Here is a 17966-nt window from a genome sequence, read left to right on the forward strand (position 1 = left end):
CACTGGAACCGAAAAGCCTTCCCAAAGGAGTAAAGCGGAATGCCAAATCGAACGCAGTACCCCGATGTAGTGCTTACAGCTTCACCGCTGCAATCACCCAGCATCGCCCTCGACACCGATGTCGACGCCGATCTGGATATAGACAATGGATACTTTGACGCCGCAGCCTTCGCGGCCGACACACTCTCCGACTGGCGTCGGCTCGCAGCCGTCATCGACCACACCCTGCTCAAGCCCGAGGCCACGCGGACGCAGGTCGAAAACCTCTGCGACGAAGCCATCCGCTACCGCTTCGCCTGCGCCATGGTCAACCCCGTCTGGGTCTCCACCGCTGCAGGCCTGCTCGCCGGAACCGGCGTTCCCGTCGGCGTCGTCATCGGCTTCCCTCTCGGAGCCTCGCTCGCGTCCACCCTGCGCCAGGAAGCAGCCGCGCTCATCCGCCTCGGAGCACGCGAACTCGACATGGTCATCTCCATCGGCCAGCTCAAAAGCGGCGAACACGCGGCCGTCGAGCGAACCATCCGCGGAGTAGCCGAAGTCGCCCACAACCACGGCGCACTGCTAAAAGTTATCCTCGAAACCTGCCTGCTCACCGTCGAAGAAAAACTCCGCGCCTCCGAAATCGCCATCCACGCAGGCACGGACTTCCTCAAAACCAGCACCGGCTTCTCCACCAGCGGCGCAACCGCCGCCGACGTAGCCCTGCTCCGCGGAGTAGCCGGAGCCCGCTGCGGCGTCAAAGCCTCCGGAGGAATCCGCACCCTCGCCGACGCCAAAGCCATGCTCGAGGCCGGAGCCAACCGCATCGGCGCCTCCGCCTCAGTAGCCATGGTCCGCGAACTCGGCGCCGACTAGCCTACTTTCATCGGGGAGCCCTTGAAGCTCCGGGCTCCCCAATCCTCCGGCGCCAGATCCCGCACATGCTGCGAAAACAGCCAGCGGTGCCCCTCCAGATCCTCCGCAGCGTACTGCCGTTCCCCGTAGATCGTTTCGTTCAGTTCCTCGACAATCCGCGCCCCCTCGGCTCTTGTTCGCGCGTAATGGGCATCCACGTCGTCCACAAAAACCGTCAGATACACCGTCCCATGCCCAAGATCCATCGGAGTCGGGAACCCTCGCGCCCGGGACACCTGAATGCAAGCGTTCCCCGCGTAGACCTGTGCGCCGTTCACAGGTCCTCCACGCTCGCCATAGCGGTAATGCTCCACAAACCCGAAGACCCTTCCCAGCCAGGTCAGCGCGTCCGGAATGCACTCATACATCACATGCGGCAACACGGTATCGGTCGGAACAGAACGGTTCTTCATCATGGCTCGACATTCTAAGACGATTCTTCCGATTCGCGCCACACCCATCCCCAAAGATCGACATTCCGCTACAATCAAGCCGGATGCCTGACGAAGCCGCACTTCCTCCGACCGAATTAAAACCAGCTCTCGAAGCCGCCCCAGAAGCAGTTGCACCCGAAGCCGCTTCCATTGACCGGCGCGCCCCCGAGCTGGAGGGAGATTACCGCCCCGCCGCCGGCAATTACCTCGACCCCATCAACGCCCGCATCGAAACCACCGACCTGAGCGTCCTGCTCCGCATGTCCGAAGCACTAAACACCACGCTCGACTTGCGCACTCTCCTCAAGCGCACCTCTGAACTCATCCGTTCCGTCATCCAGTACCGCATCTTCGCCATCCTCCTCCTCGACGAGAGCAGCAAAGAACTCCGCATGCGCTTCCAGATCGGTCACACCCCCGAGATTGAGCGCATGACCTTCCCTCTAGGCCACGGAGTCGTCGGCCAGGTCGCCCAGACCCGCAACGCCATCCTCATCAACGACGTCTCCAAAGCCGAAAACTACGTCTCCGCCAACGACGCCGTCCGCTCCGAACTCGCCGTCCCGCTCATCAACAAGAACAAAGTCATCGGCGTCCTCGATATAGAAAGCGAAGAGCTCAATTACTTCCGTCCCGAGCACCTCCACGTGCTCACTCTCACCGCCTCGCGCATCGGCCAGGCCATCCAGAACGCGCGCCTCTACTCCCGCGTCACCCGCCAGACCCAGGCCCTCGAAGTCCTCAACCAGATCTCAGTCGAACTGACCTCCATCCTCGACCTCGACCAGCTCTTCGAACGCATCGGCCAGCTCCTCCGCCGCCTCATCGACTACCAGATGTTCACCATCATGCTCGTCAACCCCGGCGGAGACCGCCTCGTCACTCGCTACGCCTGGCGCTTCGGCCACGCGAGCACCCCCACCCGCTCCATGCCCATCAGCACCGGACTCGCCGGCGCAGCAGTTGCCGAGTGGCGGCTCATCAACGTCCCCGACGTCCGCCTCGACCCCCGCTACCACATGGTCAATCCTGAAACCCGCTCAGAGATGATCATCCCGCTCTTCTACAAAAACCGCGTCATCGGCGTCCTCGACCTAGAACACGTCAAGCCCGGCTACTTCCACGAGCGCCACGAGCGCACCCTGACCACCCTCGCCGCGCAAATCGCCATCGCCATCGAAAACGCCCGCCTTTATCAACAGGTCGTCCGCCACGAGCAGCAACTCGAACGCGACCTCTCCATGGCCCGCCAGGTGCAGTTACGACTCCTGCCGTCCACCGTCCCCGAACACACTCACGGCGAATTCGCCGCCCGATTCCTGCCAGCCCGCTCCATTGGCGGAGACCTCTACGACTTCGTCGAATACGACAACAACCGCACCGCAATCATCCTCGGCGACGTCAGCGGAAAAGCCGCCCCAGCCGCCCTCTTCGCCGCACTCGTCAGCGGTATCATGCGCTCCGCGGCCATGCAGCGTCCGGCGCCCTCCGAGATGCTCAAGCTCTTGAACGAGGCCCTGCAAGAGCGCAAACTCGAGTCGCAATACGTCACCATGCTCTATTGCGTCTGGAACGACGACAATCGCACTCTCCAGGTCGCCAACGCCGGAGCCGTCCCGCCCATCTTCTGCCGCGGCGGCCAAATCACCACCATGCGCGCCGAAGGGTTCCCCCTCGGCATGTTCCCCGAAGCCGAATACGAAGAATTCTCTGTATCCACCCAACCCGGCGACGCCTTCGTCTTCGTGTCGGACGGAATCACCGACGCCGAAAACGCCCAGGGCGAAATGTACGGCACCGACCGCCTCACCGGAATCCTCTGCGGCCACCGCACCATGCCCGCCGCCCAGATCGCCGAAGCCATCTTCGCCGACGTAGCCCGCTTCCAATCCGGCCAACCCCGCTTCGATGACGAAACAATCTTGGTCCTGCGAGTCAGGTCTTGAAAGTTAGACCTTAAGAGTCACACCGGACCGCCGGAATCCCTGTCTCAACCACCGCGCTCCAACACCCCCCATCAATAATCGATCCAGTCGCTTCAAAATCCCGGTCGTCCGGATTCCATTTCCGTGCTAGCATGAATGCCATTACGCGCTCCGGCCTCTTGCAAATCTGCTGTGGAGCGTCCCTCTCAAAGTTCGCCATAACTCCCAAAGGAGGCGGACATGGCTACGATTCCCGCACACGTCCTATCAGCCTGCATCTCAGGCCTGTTTCTTGCCGCCACGCTTCCCGCCCAGGTCACTCCTGAACAGACCCCTCCCACCCAAGCCTCTCCTGCCCAGGCCACGGACGACGCCACGCCGCCCTCCGGGGTTTCAAAGGTCCGTATCGTCCGCTTAAGTGAGGTCAAAGGCGAAGTTCAGTTGGATCGCGACATCGGCCGCGGTTTTGAGCCGGCAATGACCAACCTGCCCATTGTTGAGCACAACCGACTGCGAACCGCCATGGGAGTCGCCGAGGTCGAGTTCGAAGATAACAGCACGCTGCGGATCACTCCTGATTCGCTCGTGGAGTTCCCGCAGCTTGAGCGCCTTCCTGCGGGCACAACTGCCTCTTCCGTGCACGTCATAAAGGGCATGGCCTACGTCAGCCTGGTGAAGACGCGAGGCAATGAGTTCAATCTTCTGTTTGGCCAGCAGAAGCTCCAATTGCCGCCCTCCAGCCACATTCGGCTCCATGTGGATGATTCGGAAGCCAAGCTCGCGGTGCTAGACGGAACAGTGCGCATCGACGGCCCCGCGGGCCCGACCGATGTTCCCAAGAAAAAGACGGTTACCTTCCACTTGCAGGACCAGGCTCAACCAATCCAGACCAAGGACGTAGCCGCCGAGGCATTTGATACATGGGACAAAAACGCTTCCGGATACCATGCGCAATCCGCATCCCTCGGTGCATTCGGTAGTTCGCCCTATGCCTACGGCGTGGGCGACATGATGTATTACGGAAGCTTCATGAATGTTGGCGGTTGCGGCTCCATGTGGCGTCCCTATTTCGCCAGCGCTGCCTGGGATCCGTATTCGAACGGCGCCTGGGCCTGGTATCAGGGCGCGGGCTATTCATGGGTTTCTCCGTATCCCTGGGGATGGACTCCCTATCACTATGGCAGCTGGTCCTATTGCTCCGGCGCCGGCTGGGGATGGCAACCCGGAGGTTCCTGGAACGGGCTGAACAACAGCATCGCGTCAGCTCCAAAGAACGGCACAGGCTTAATTCCGCGTCACCCGATCACACCACCCCGCGCCGGCGAAGCCACACTGACCGAAGTGAACCTGAAGCCTCTCGTCAAGTCAGAAGTTGCTACAGCAGACTCCTTCGTCTTCCGCAAAGACTCCGCGGGTCTCGGCATTCCACGCGACACCCTGGGCAAACTGGATAAGTTTTCGCAGCATGCCATAGAACATGGTGCGGCGACCACGGCCATTTACATCAACGCTCCGTCATCCGCCAACGGACGCCCATCGAATGCTGCCGCAGCAGCAGGCTCGATCCATCGAGGTACTGCCCCGCCCTCAGGAGCGGAGATGTCTTCGAGAATGGGCTCATCGAGCGGCGGGAGTGGGAATTCAGCAATGTCAAGTGGGGCCTCCAGCCATTCCTCTGCCGGATCAGGTCATCCGCACTAGGAATCAGTCAGGTTAGGCTAGAAATCCTCCCAACGGAGGCCATCGCTCTACAAGATCGAACTTAGCCGGTGGGTTTTTACTCCCCACTTGCTAAGTTCGAGCCGAATGCAAGCAGACGACCGTCGCAATCCTTGACTACAAACTCCCGCGTGCGCCATGGCATGTCAGCCGGTCCCCGGGTGAACTCCACCCCTTTGGACGCGAACTCCGCGTGAAGCGCGTCTGCGTCTTCGACAAAGAGATATGCATCCAGCAGTTCGTCCGCATATTTGTCCGGATTGGCAGTCGGCGGATCGGCGCAGCGAAAGTGAATCGCGTGCTGGTCGCGCGCCACGATGGCGTACGTCGGCGGATCCTGCCATGCCCCCAGACACTCGAAGCCGAGCTTGTCCTTGTAATAGGCAAGCGTGGCGGGAATGTCTGTGGTGAAGAACAGAGGTGCGATCTGACGGATCATCGATCAAGTGTGCGGCAGCCCAGCTATCGCCGGCGAAGTCGAGCGCCAGCTACTATACATCCCACCTCACAAAGGGATGCTGCGCCGGTTTTTCGCCACAAGTCCGAGGTCTTGCAGTTGGTTCGTGCACGCAATAACTAATCAGTATCGAAGAATTCAAAGGTGACTAAAGTTGCGCATATCCAAGATTCTGCGGTTTATAGAATCAATCAGGCAAAACTGGTCACAAGAGCTCGGCAGCGGTCGCGACCCTTGAAATTCTGGCCCCAAAAACCTGGAGGAACGGTTGAAACGCAATCGGTTCGCTTGGATACTTTTCCAGCTCCTGGCCTCGCATGCCTTGGCTCAGAAAGGCCCAACCACGTTCGATTGGCCGGTCTACGGAGGAAACATCCAGGGTTGGCATTACAGCCCAGACAGCCGAATCAACGCCGACAGCCTTCGCCGATCGGGAGGCTTGGCTCTCAAATGGTCCTTCGATCAAATACCTCGCTACGACGGCCCATGGTTCCACAAACACTCGGAGAGCTGCAAAGACGGTTTCCACGAGACCATGCAGGACACCCCGGAAGTCTCAAGCGACGAACTCTTCGTCGCAACCTGGCATCACCTCTACGCCTTCGACACCCGGCCTAAACCAGGTTCCGCCATCCAGCCCAGGTGGATCTATTCGCTCTCCTTTGAAAACTACTCCTGCACGGGCTACTTGTGGTCCGGTCCGTATCTCGCAGCCTCTGCAACCAATCGCGGAGTAGCAATCGATAAGGGCGTACTATACGCTACCACCCTGGACGGCCAGCTGATCGCTCTCAAAGACCTGAAGAAGCCAAAGCCACAATTGCTTCCGGGCTTTCCCATCAATTTGCTGGATCTCAAAACTCGTACCGGTATCCCACTCAACCAGATACCCGACGACCAGTCGCAAAGCTACTCCACGTCATCGCCGCCTATCGTCTACGACGGGAAGGTAATCGTAGGCGTGGCCGGTGGCGACGGTTTAGACGACGGCTTCATCCAGGGATTTGTCACCGCAATTGATCCCCACATCCCCGAGGTGAAATGGATCTTCTGCACGGTTCCTGGGCTGAGTCTCAACGCGGACTCGCCCCTCGGCAACAACGTTATAGGCTGCACCGATGACAAGTCACAGCCGGCCACATGGCCTTCCAACAAAGCCGGCAGAGAGGGCGGCGGCGCAGTATGGATGACCCCCACTATCGATCCTTCGCATGGGCTGATTCTGTTCGGAACCGGCAATCCCGTAGGCTCCCGCAAAGACGCCGCGGGAGAGATCCATCGATCGGCGTACACCGGCGACGACAGATCGGGCACGAATCTCTTCACGGACTCGATCGTCGCCCTGGATTCGAAGGGACGACTGCGCTCCTATTACCAGGAAGTGCACCACGATCTCTGGGACTACGATCAAGCGTCTCCAATCATCGCGATCAAGGACAAAGACATCGACATCCTGGGAGCCGCTGGCAAAACCGGCTGGTGGTACCAATTCGACGCGGGAAAGTTCACGCGCAACGACCCCGGGTCCGCCATGTTTGATCTCACCGGCAAGCAGGAGACAGCCGTTTCGGTCCATCCTGCCTATCAACACGCGTGGCCCACGCAGCCCGAGCCAGCGCCGGCATATAACTTCATAGCTCATCGCATGAATATGTTTGCCCCCCCCATTAAGCCCGTGCATCCAGGCGACACTATCTGCATATCTCCCGGTACCTTCGGAGGCGCGGAATGGGGCCCTGTCACCTATGACCGGCAAACAGGGCGCATCTACCTGATCGATGTGGAAGAGCCAACCTCCTATGCATCCACCACCGAAGGAGCCCACCGGCCACCATGCATAGGCGTCAATGACCCAAAGCAAAGCTATATAAGAGCAATCGATCCCCATACCGGCAAAGTAGATCCAAACCTCATCAGTGAAGACCTCGGCGAATATCCCGGCGGATTGCTCTCGACCGCGGGTGGTTTGATCTTTGTGGGCACGCGTGACGGAAGGCTCAGGGCATATGACACCAGCCTGAAACTCGTGTGGAGCGGCTGTGTCGAGAACGTCGAAAAGATAACTGGCTGCCAGTTCACCATAACCGCTGCACCCATGTCGTTCACGATTCGGCGCACTCAATACATCGCCATCACGGCAATGTCGATTGCTCCAGGAGGAAACAGCGCAGTCTTCGTGTATGGCCTTCGGGGTAAATAACGCGTCATCAATCTCTAGTGATGCGAGCAGCATTCTCTTACGAGGCATTCGTCAGGCGCCCTGTGACTATCCTCCACCGCAAAGTGAGTAGATAGGAAAAGCAGTTACTGCAGAGGGCTGCGAGCAAGAATCTTGCACTGCTCGACTTGTTAGAACGAGAGCAATGCGGACGACTCAAATCGAACTAGGCCAATCGCATAATTGCGCCGCGTCAAATCTTCGTGTTGCAATGGTCACCCCAAGAGTACCAAGCATTGAGAGACATTGCATTTCGAAGTTTTGGTGTATATCCACGCGCCAGCTAGATTCATTCTCGCAGCGCTCGTGTTCTCCGCGGCTTACCTGCAACGCTGGTTGATTATCTCGTCCGAAGTGATCGGGACCTGTTTTGGTGCAATTGGGAGACTGGTTCAAGGCGGAAGACAGATGAATCGATTGGTAAGGATTGCCTGGTTCTTGCTTGCGGCTGCTGTGTTTTCTACGGCTTCTCTGGCTTCTGTATCTGTTTCACTTGCTCCCGCAACTGTACACGTACCGCTCGGCGGTCAAACTCAATTCACCGCGACCGTTGGCGGGACTACCAATAGTGTCGTGATCTGGAGTTTGAACGGCGTAAATTGCAGCGGAAACACATGTGGCCAGATATCCAGTGGTGGTTTGTATCTAGCTCCGGCCACTGCTCCATCGTCGAACGTTATCACGGTCACCGCAACATCGCTGGCTGATCTCTCTGCATCCGCCAGCGCATCCGTTATTTTGGGCGCAACTTCGGACATTACTGTCTCCGTGTCACCGGCACAGGCAACAATCGTTGTGGGCCAGAAGCAGCGCTTCATTGCCATGGTGAACGGAACAACCATCACCACTGTTGCCTGGCAGTTAACCGGCGCGGGTTGCAGCGGATCGGCATGCGGCACCCTCACGACTGATGGTCTCTATACCGCACCCTCAGGAGTACCAGCTCCGCCGCAGGTTACGATCACGGCACTATCTGTGGCTGATCCTGCAAAGTCCGGTTCCGCGACGGTTACGATTGCCCCGCCCGTCGCCGTGAGTGTTTCTCCTGCGACGGTTCAAGTCACAACTGGAACTCAAAGGCAATTCACGGCAACCGTCACCGGCACATCGAACACCGCTGTATCGTGGAGCCTTGCCGGCAGCGGCTGCACTGGGGCGGCCTGTGGGAGTATTTCCAGCACTGGACTTTACACTGCGCCAGCGTCCGTGCCCTCGCCTCCTCAGGTATCGGTAACCGCAACATCAGTGGCTGATCCAACCAAGTCGTCCACAGCGACGGCGACAATCATTCCACCCGTCGTAGTCACGGTTTCGCCATCGACCGCGCAAGTGATCGCCGGAGCCCAGCAGCAGTTCACGAAAATTGTCACCGGTACATCCAACACCGCTGTATCCTGGAGCCTTGCAGGCAGCGGATGCGCCGGGGCAGCCTGCGGGAGTATTTCCAGCACTGGACTCTATACTGCGCCATCGTCCGTGCCCTCGCCTCCTCAAGTATCGGTAACCGCAACCTCGGTGGCTGATCCAACCAAGTCGGCCACTGCTTTGGTGACGATCATCCCGCCTGTCGTAGTCACGGTTTCACCATCGACTGCGCAAGTGGTCGTAGGAGCCCAGCAGCAGTTCACGAGAATTGTCACCGGTACATCGAACACCGCTGTATCCTGGAGCCTCGCCGGCAACGGCTGCACCGGGGCGGCCTGCGGGAGTATCTCAAGCACTGGACTTTACACTGCGCCAACGTCCGTGCCCACGCCTCCGCAGATATCGGTAACCGCAACCTCGGTGGCTGATCCAACCAAGTCGGCCACTGCTTTGGTGACGATCATCCCGCCTGTCGCAGTCACGGTTTCACCATCGACCGCGCAAGTGCTCACTGGAGCCCATCAACAGTTCACGGCAACTATCACCGGCTCATCCAACACCGCCGTATCGTGGAGCCTCGCCGGCAGCGGCTGCACAGGGGCAACCTGCGGGAGTATTTCAAGCACTGGACTTTACACTGCTCCAGCGTCGGTACCCACGCCACCACAGATATCTGTAACCGCAACCTCGGTGGCTGATCCAACCAAGTCGGCCACTGCTTCGGTGACGATCATCCCGCCTGTCGCAGTCACGGTTTCACCATCGACCGCGCAAGTGCTCACTGGAGGTCATCAGCAGTTCACGGCAACTGTCACCGGCTCGTCCAACACCGCCGTATCGTGGAGCCTTGTCGGCAGCGGCTGCACCGGGGCAACCTGTGGGAGTATCTCAAGCACTGGACTTTACACTGCGCCAGCCAGCGCTCCTGCTCCGAATCAGGTTACAGTCACCGCAACTTCTGTAGCCGACGGCACCAAATCTGCCCACGCTACAGTGACAATTATTGGACCGGTGTCGGTCACGATTGCCCCAGCCACCGCACAAGTTGTCATTGGAAGCAGTCAGCAATTTTCCGCCACGGTGAACGGCATATCGAATACCAACGTCTCGTGGAGCGTAGCCGGCGCCGGTTGCAGTGGAACAGCCTGCGGCACCATTTCCCCTACCGGCCTTTACTTTGCGCCCGCTGCTGTTCCAAATCCAGCGCAGGTATTTGTCACAGCAACCTCATTGGCCGACGCAACCAAATCGAGTACAGCCACGGTAACAATCACTCCGCCGATTGCGGTGACGCTCTCACCAACAACGGCGACGTTGACGGTGGGCGGACAACAGCAGTTCAAGGCTGTGGTCACTGGATCGACAAATACCGCTATAACGTGGAGCGTCAGCGGCAGCGGCTGCGTCGGAGCAGCCTGCGGGATGATCTCGTCAACCGGGCTCTACACTGCACCGGCATCTGTTCCGAGTTCCGCGGTGATTGTCAAAGCGGTGTCTGTTGCCAATCCAAGCAGCTTCCGAACCGCCACGGTGACCATTGTCCCGCCAATTGTTGTCAGCGTCTCACCCGCTACAGCGGAGCTTGTTGCTGGCGCCGATGAGCAGTTCACGGCAACTGTCTCTGGAACGACAAATCGATCCGTCACCTGGAGCGTCACGGGCAAGGGTTGCTCTGGACTGGCATGTGGCACAATCACGTCCACTGGTTTCTATGGCGCTCCGGGGATCGTTCCTAACCCGGATCAAGTAACTGTGACAGCGACTTCAACCGCCGACCCAAGCAAGTCGGATAGCGCGACAGTGACTATTCTTCCACCCGTTGCCGTAACGATTTCGCCGTCCAGCACTCAGGTAGTCGCCGGCGGACGCCAGCAGTTCATTAGGATCGTGACCGGAACGACGAATACTTTGGTGCACTGGAGCGTAGAGGGTTCGGGTTGCAGTGGAAGCGCCTGTGGAACGATCAGTTCGAGCGGCCTCTACATCGCACCGGCTAACATTCCAAGTCCTAATCAGGTGACTGTCAAAGCAACATCGGCGGCTGACAGCACAAAATCGGCATCGGCGATCGTAACGATCATTCCGCCGGTTCTTGTGACCATCTCTCCTACGAACGCTGTTGTAGCAACGAACAGCCAGCAGCAGTTCCGTGCGATCGTCGCTGGCAGCACCAATACCTCCGTCGACTGGAGTCTCAGTGGCGCCTCCTGCTCCGGCTCTACCTGCGGCAGCATTACTTCCGCAGGCTTGTATATGGCTCCGGCAACTGTACCGTCGGGCGCTACCGTGATTGTCAAAGCTACGTCGCAAATTGACGTTTCGCAGTCTGCTTCTGCAATCGTAACCGTCGTGGCTAACCAGAACTCCAAGTTGCAAGGTCAATACGCATTCGAATTCACCGGTCTCGACGCCAATGGCATATACGAGTCGGTAGGATCATTCACCGCGGATGGCAATGGAAATATCACATCGGGCGAGCAAGACGTGAACAACACGCTCGGGCCCAGAACAACTCTCGCCGTCACAGGAAAGTACCAGGTAAGCGGAGAAAATCGTGGCACGCTCTCACTCGTGAGTTCGAGTGGAAGTCAAACGTTCAGCTTCGCGCTTAACTCGGCCGGGACCTCCGGCAGGTTCATCGAGTTCGATAGCTCCGGGATTCGCGGATCGGGCATTCTTGAGCAGCAGGATAGCACTGCATTCTCCCTGACTGCGCTGAAGGGGCCGTATGTTCTCAGTCTTGCCGGCAAGACTGGAACAGGCAATCGCATCGGCGCTCTCGCCATCTTCGACTTCGATGGCTCGGGTGACATTGTCGGCGGCAGCATGGATGTGAACGATGGCGGCACAATTTTGCCGACATTTGCCTCCTTCCAGGGCATCTACCGTGTTGACAGCTCGGACAGCTCAGGACGCGGCATTGCGAATCTAAGTATTCCCGGATTCGCCGGCGGCGCGTTGCAGCTAGCCTACTATGTCGTATCTGCCAATAAGCTCCTGTTGGTTTCCACCGAACCGCTCAGTTCCAGTAGCCCAATCCTCGGTGGCGTCGCAGAGCTGCAATCGGGAGCTCCGTATCTCGAATCGTCCTTCAAAGGTCCAACGGTATTTAGCCTCAGTGGAGTGAGCGGCAATATCCCGCAAGTCCTGGTGGGGCGAATCTCATTTGATGGAATTTCTCAGCCATTGGTGGAATTCGATCAGAACACCGGTGGCGCCATAACCACCGGCAACGTGCTCACCGGAGCCTACAGTGTGGGCCTGACTGGAACCGGAACACTGAACCTGGATAACTCAAACGGCATGACGAAGGTGTGGGACATGTATGCTATTGCTCCAAATCATGCCTATTTGATGGATGCATCCTCGTCTGATGTCGGCATGGGCGAACTGAAGCCGCAATTGGCCGAGCCACCTTTCGCGAACACAAGCGTAGTGGGCTCGTATCTCATCGGTTCAGGGGAGCCGCTGGTCTACACGGCGCCCCTGGACTCTGGCGTGGCCAACTTTGACGGAGTCCGCGCCGTCGCAGGCGTTGAGGACATCAGTTCGAGCTCCGCACTCTCTTCCGCCCAGCCTCTGATAGGCAGCTATAGCATATCGGGTTCTCTGAATGACGGCAGAGGAACCATGCTTCTCACTTCACCCGGCGCTGCGACTTATGCGCTATGGGTAACTAGCGCATCCGAGGTATTGGGAGTCGAGATCGATTCGTCCAATCCGCAGCCGGTCGTTCTGCACCTGGAGCAATGATGGCCGGGATTTAGAGCGTGGCCAGCTTCCGGTCATTCAATTTCCGGTTCTACTTGCCACGTGGTTCCGCGCGGCGGGCTAGGCATTCTGGGGAATAGCTTCTCCTCCGCCAGTGTGTCAGCATGTTCGCCGGGCAACTGGAGCGCCGCTTTGCATGGGTCGAACGAAGCGTTCAACCCGCTCAGGCATGGCGCGATCCAGGCGGCAGGAAGCTTCTATTTACGGTAAAAGCATCCTGCGATCTTCAACTCGCGAAAGGAGGGTTGACAAATGCCGATGCAGAACACGAAGGCAACCGACAACAAGCAAATTGCGCATAGGTTCATGGAAGAGTGTTGGAATAAGGGAAACCTCGACGCGATCCCGGAATTCGTCGCTGTAAACTGCCGATTCCACGATCCCGTCTTCCCCCACCTTGTCTCAGGAGCCGCAAACATGCGCAGCCACATCGAGAACTGCCGCCGTGGCTTCCCCGATACGAAGTTCACGATCGAGGACACGATCGCCGAAGGCAATGAGGTTGTGCATCACTGGACAGTCACCGGTACCCACAAAGGTGAGTTCTTAGGCCTGGCCCCCACCAACAGGAAGGCCACCGTTAGTGGCACCTCTATCTTCCGCATCCACAATTCCAAAATCGCCGAACAATGGTCGGATTGGAACCTCATGTCTTTGATGGAACAACTGGGAATCGCTTCAGTACAAGCCTCGCCGTCGAAAACGTCGAAGGCCGAGTCGAAGGTTCACGCCTGAAGCTTGCAGAAAGCCCGCCGCGCTCGTCTCTATTACGACGGCCGTTCTCACAATCTCTCTTTGACCAGAGAGACCTCCGATGCCCCATCACTGGGTATCGCATTCTTCGGCCTATCTTTGTCACCTCGACTGCGGCGGGTAGTCTAACAGGACAAACCATCCACACCATTTCGCCGGCTTCGGTCCCGGCCGGCTAGCTCAACTTTTACGGAGATGTCGCTAACCCAGAAACACGCGTCATCTGGTGTTGAACGATAGCGAAGCTACGGCTAGCCTTTCGAAACATGGTGACCTTGACGGTTCCGGGTTCAGGGACTCCGCTGTCCCCGCTTGCTAGAAATCACTCAAAGTCACTGTTCCGACAGGGCCTTCACCGCATCGGTTGCGTCTGGATATCCGTGCGCGCTGGATTTCTGATACCACGCGAGGGCGTCGGTTCGACTCGGAGATGTTCCCAATCCTTTTTCGTAAAGGTAGCCCACCTTATATTCGGCTTCAGCGCGTCCCTTCTGGGCAGCCATCAGGTACCATTTCATCGCGTTTGGATAACTCTGCGCGACTCCCAATCCTTGCTCGTACATCTCGCCTAACCGGTATTGGGCTTCGGGCCGTCCTTGTTCGCCCGCTTTCGCGTACCACTTCGCTGCCTCTGCGTAATCCTTGCTCGTTCCGCGGCCCTGGTCGTACATCACGCCCAGCCGGTACTCGGCATCTTTGTGGCCCTGCTTCGCAGCAAGCGTGTACCACTTGATAGCTTCTGTAGGATTTTGAGGAGACTGCGCTACATCGTACATTCCTCCCAGCCGATACTGTCCATCGGCATATCCCTGATCCGCTGCAAGCCGGAACCATCGCATCGATTCCCGCACGTTGCGCGGAACCGCCAGTGCGTACTTCATTCCGAGCCGAACCTGAGCGTTGGGATCGCCCGACGCAGCCTGTTGATTGAGCGCAGCAGCGTCGTCTTGCGGAAGGCTGAATCCAAGCGGTGCAACCGCAATGACAAGTGAGAGTAAAGCTGAGAGTCGTTTCATATCGGTCCTCATTGCTCGAAGTGCAGAATTGTTGGTTGAGGAGTGGTCGAGTCAACATTCAATCCGACAAATTCGGATGCGCTTGTCACCCAAACCGCGATCGTCTTGCCACTTGGCGAAGTCAGCAAAATCGAACCTCGGCCATTGTTCGAAACGCTCGATACCGAATAGGTTCCAGTCAGTATCTGATTTGGCGAAAGCGTGGAAGCCTGACTTATATCTTCCGCTCCCGTGGCCGCACCAAGGCCCTGGAGATTGCTGCCTCCGTCAAAGTTCGCAGTGCCTGAGTCGAGTGGAGTTGTCTGCAGGATCGGTTCGCCGGAGCCAAATAGATAGCTGCCGAGTATGTTCGAATTGGAGAAGGGGGCAAACGCCGTTTGCGCCTTCATTTCGCCAACGGACACGGTACCCGTTGAAGCATCCATCAAGAATGCCGTGTTCGGCGAAATTGCGTATAGATACCAAATCGTAACGCTGCCGTTGGCCGGGTTATCGAGATTGATAGTTCCGCGTCCATTCAGTTCTATGTCGTAAGCACCTGTCATGACCGTGCCGACACTGACGGTGCCTCCATTGTTTTGATCGAAAACTGCCGTAATGTTTGAGCCACCGTTGAACTCGAAGCGGCCAACGGTATCTTCAGGAGCCGTTCCATTTGTGCCGCTCAAGCTGAACACAGACCCGCCGCTAAAGGAGGCGGTTGTATAAGGAGCTCCGCTCTGCAATTCGGCCGGACCACTGAAGATTGGATTGTTGAAGCTGAGTGGATCAGTCGAGATCAGCAACAGCTCGTTCGCAGAGACTACATAGAAAGCGAAGTCGAACATCCCTCCATCAAAGCCCGGAATGCTGAGCGTTGCAGTTCCGCGTCCCGTCGAATCCACCCCATATGTTCCGGAGAACGTTGCAAAAGTTGGCGAAACAGCGCCACCGTCGTTGACATCCAGACTGCTGCCGGAGATGAACCCACTGCCATCGGGAAAAATAAGTCCCAACGCGCCGATACGTTGTCCAGAAACGTCCATGCCCGTAAGCTTGAGAACATAACCTCCGGCCAGTACGGAAGGATCGAATGCAGTCGTGTCCTGCTTCTCAAGCACGCCGGAACCACGTACTCCGGATGAATCAAACGAGATGAATCTTCCCTTCGTCCCGAGAAGGTTCAGTGCAAATCGAAACGTATGCGCTCCCAGCGGCCCACTAATGGTCATCACACCGCGATTGTCGGCGCCAACCTGGTAGGTTCCTGAGATGGGTGAGTCGCTAAGTACGCTGGCAGTGTTATTAATATCCTCGTGACCTGAAACCAGCTTGCCATTACCGTCAGCAGTGAATGACCCCGCCTCCTGATAAACGCCATTGCTGTCGAAGCCTGAGAACAGAAAGGCGAATTGCCCCGACAACTTTGCGTTAGCGGTGGGATAGATGGTTACAACGGCTGAGGCCGAAGTAACGTTGTTGACCTGAGAGGTTGCCTTGACGATCACCGTAGCCACAGAAGGAACAGTCGCCGGCGCCGTATACAAACCCTGAGATGTGATGGTGCCGCATGCACTTCCCGAGCAGCCAGATCCACTGACGCTCCATGTTACGGCGTGGTTTGTAGAGCCTGAAACCGTTACTCCAAATTGCTGTTGCTGCCCAACGGTGACAATGGCGCTTGTCGGCGATATGGTCACCGAAACAGGAAGAATCACAGTGACCGTTGCTGAAGCTGCGGTCTCGCCATCCGCATTAGCGGTGGCTGTTACCGTCACCTGCGGAGGGTTGGGCACTACACTGGGAGCGGTATACAGTCCAGTCGAAGAAACGGTACCGCACGCCGCACCGGAACAACCAGCCCCTGTGACACTCCACGTCACGCCGGTTGTCGTTGTGTTTGTCACCTGAGCAGTGAATTGCTGCCGCCCTCCTGCGGCGACCTGTGCCGATTTCGGAGATATGCTTACAGCAATCCGCTGAACGATCGTCACCGTCGCCGTACTAGACTGCGTGGAGGCGGCAACGGACGTTGCGGTTACAAATACAAGAGATCCAGCAGGGAGCGTGGAAGGCGCCGTATAAACCCCGCCTGATGTGATCGTTCCACATGCAGCGCCGGAACAACCATATCCGCTAAGACTCCACAGGACGGCGGTGTTGCTCGTTCCGGTTACAGTGGCCTTGAAAGTTTGTTGCGCACCTGTATTCAATTGCACGCTGCTTGGTGACACCGCGACAGAAACCTGACCTGGCGCCACGATAGTGACCAGGGTAGAGCCCGATTGCGAAGGATTTGCGAGAGATGTCGCGGTGACTGCAACCGTGTTGGGGCTAGGCGCTTTTGCCGGCGCTGTATAGAGGCCCGTTGACGAGATGGAGCCGCACGTGATGCCGGAGCATCCGCTGCCCGAGACGCTCCAGATCACCACGCCGCTTCCGGGACCGCTCGCGGAGAACTGTAACGTCGCCCCAGGCTTTACCTGAGGAGCACTGGGAGCGACCTTGATAAGTGAGGAGGAAGCAGCGACTATCGTTGCTGTCGCGCTTGCCGATTTAGTAGGGGCGGCTACGGAAATCGCCGTGATCGTGACCTTGGGTATCGCTGGAACGCTGGCGGGAGCAGTGTATACGCCGGAAGTTGAAATCGATCCACATGCGGAACCTGTACAACCAGTCCCGGCAACAGACCATTTCACAGACGTATTCGTAGTGCCCGTAACTTTCGCAGAGAACGTCTGCTGTCCTCCGGCGCTGACTTGAGCAGTCGACGGCGATACAGAAAGCGAAACCGAGGATGCAGACTCTATGCTCACCGTAGCAGAAGCTGACTTCGTTGGAGTAGCTGCGGAAGTCGCGGTAACGGTGACTTGTGCCGGTTTCGGAATGACGACCGGCGCTGTATACAAACCGCCCGAAGTGATCGCGCCACAGGCGGTCCCGGAACAGCCTGCTCCGGATACGGTCCAGTTCACCTTGGTATTCGAACTGCCCGTAACAACTGCGGAGAACTGCTGCTGTCCTGACGGGGCAATTGTTACCAGCGTGGGGGAGATTGTCACTCCAATGCCGACAGACGATCCAATCGTAACGCTGGCGCTGCCCGACTGAGTGAGATCGGCAAGGGAGGTTGCAACCACCGCTACGATTGCAGGATTAGGCGCCGTAGCCGGCGCCGTGTAGAGTCCTTCTGAAGTAATCTCCCCGCAGGAAATGCCACTGCAACCGCTCCCCGAAAGGCTCCAAAGTACAACACCGTCTGCTGATCCAGTAGCCGTGAACTGCAACTGGCCGCCAGGATTAACATGCGCGGAAGCGGGTGAAACCACTACCGACGCCATGGCGGCACTGTGCAAAGCTGCAACTAACAGCGCGATCCACATCGAGTTCTGAAGGCACTTCATTGACCACCTCGTAGTACCTCAAATCAAAGAA

10 protein-coding genes are annotated in these 17966 nt (G+C 57.9%); 6 read left to right on the forward strand and 4 right to left on the reverse strand.

Annotated features, from left to right (window positions below):
* The first annotated feature begins 39 nt into the window (after window positions 1-39).
* Window positions 40-855 carry a deoxyribose-phosphate aldolase gene (deoC, locus tag OHL23_RS12400; RefSeq protein WP_263352197.1) on the forward strand — a complete coding sequence of 272 codons (816 nt, stop codon included), beginning with the start codon at window positions 40-42 and terminating at the stop codon, window positions 853-855.
* Here the strand turns inward: deoC and OHL23_RS12405 are convergent.
* Window positions 852-1310: a VOC family protein gene (locus OHL23_RS12405; protein WP_263352198.1), complete on the reverse strand. Its 459-nt coding sequence runs from the start codon at window positions 1308-1310 to the stop codon at window positions 852-854. The two genes, deoC and OHL23_RS12405, sit on opposite strands and share 4 nt — an antisense overlap.
* A gap of 80 nt (window positions 1311-1390) precedes the next feature.
* On the opposite strand from OHL23_RS12405, the gene OHL23_RS12410 reads away from it, so the two are divergent.
* Both OHL23_RS12410 and OHL23_RS12415 read left to right on the forward strand, forming a co-directional pair.
* Window positions 1391-3274, forward strand: coding sequence for a GAF domain-containing SpoIIE family protein phosphatase (locus OHL23_RS12410; protein ID WP_263352199.1), 1884 nt, complete (start codon window positions 1391-1393; stop codon window positions 3272-3274).
* A 219-nt stretch (window positions 3275-3493) separates the two neighbouring features.
* The gene (locus OHL23_RS12415) at window positions 3494-4954 is read left to right on the forward strand and encodes a DUF6600 domain-containing protein (RefSeq protein WP_263352200.1); all 1461 of its coding nucleotides are present in this window, start codon (window positions 3494-3496) and stop codon (window positions 4952-4954) included.
* Window positions 4955-5030: 76 nt separating this feature from the next.
* Here OHL23_RS12415 and OHL23_RS12420 read toward each other — a convergent pair whose 3' ends face one another.
* A complete protein-coding gene (locus OHL23_RS12420) occupies window positions 5031-5411 on the reverse strand; it encodes a VOC family protein (RefSeq protein WP_263352201.1) in 381 nt (126 codons plus the stop codon).
* Between the two features lie 286 nt (window positions 5412-5697).
* On the opposite strand from OHL23_RS12420, the gene OHL23_RS12425 reads away from it, so the two are divergent.
* The 3 genes from OHL23_RS12425 (at window position 5698) to OHL23_RS12435 (ending at window position 13518) form a co-directional block, all read left to right on the forward strand.
* Entirely contained in the window at window positions 5698-7629 is a 1932-nt protein-coding gene (locus OHL23_RS12425; protein ID WP_263352202.1) for a PQQ-binding-like beta-propeller repeat protein, read from the forward strand.
* A gap of 426 nt (window positions 7630-8055) precedes the next feature.
* The gene (locus OHL23_RS12430; RefSeq protein WP_263352203.1) at window positions 8056-12765 is read left to right on the forward strand and encodes a beta strand repeat-containing protein; all 4710 of its coding nucleotides are present in this window, start codon (window positions 8056-8058) and stop codon (window positions 12763-12765) included.
* Between the two features lie 270 nt (window positions 12766-13035).
* Window positions 13036-13518, forward strand: coding sequence for an ester cyclase (locus OHL23_RS12435; RefSeq protein ID WP_263352204.1), 483 nt, complete (start codon window positions 13036-13038; stop codon window positions 13516-13518).
* 350 nt (window positions 13519-13868) lie between these two features.
* On the opposite strand, the gene OHL23_RS12440 is transcribed toward OHL23_RS12435, so the two are convergent.
* The gene (locus OHL23_RS12440) at window positions 13869-14552 is read right to left on the reverse strand and encodes a tetratricopeptide repeat protein (protein WP_263352205.1); all 684 of its coding nucleotides are present in this window, start codon (window positions 14550-14552) and stop codon (window positions 13869-13871) included.
* 8 nt (window positions 14553-14560) lie between these two features.
* Window positions 14561-17935: a beta strand repeat-containing protein gene (locus OHL23_RS12445; protein WP_263352206.1), complete on the reverse strand. Its 3375-nt coding sequence runs from the start codon at window positions 17933-17935 to the stop codon at window positions 14561-14563.
* Window positions 17936-17966: the final 31 nt, after the last annotated feature.

The sequence above is a fragment of the Acidicapsa acidisoli genome (assembly GCF_025685625.1).
Classification (GTDB): domain Bacteria; phylum Acidobacteriota; class Terriglobia; order Terriglobales; family Acidobacteriaceae; genus Acidicapsa; species Acidicapsa acidisoli.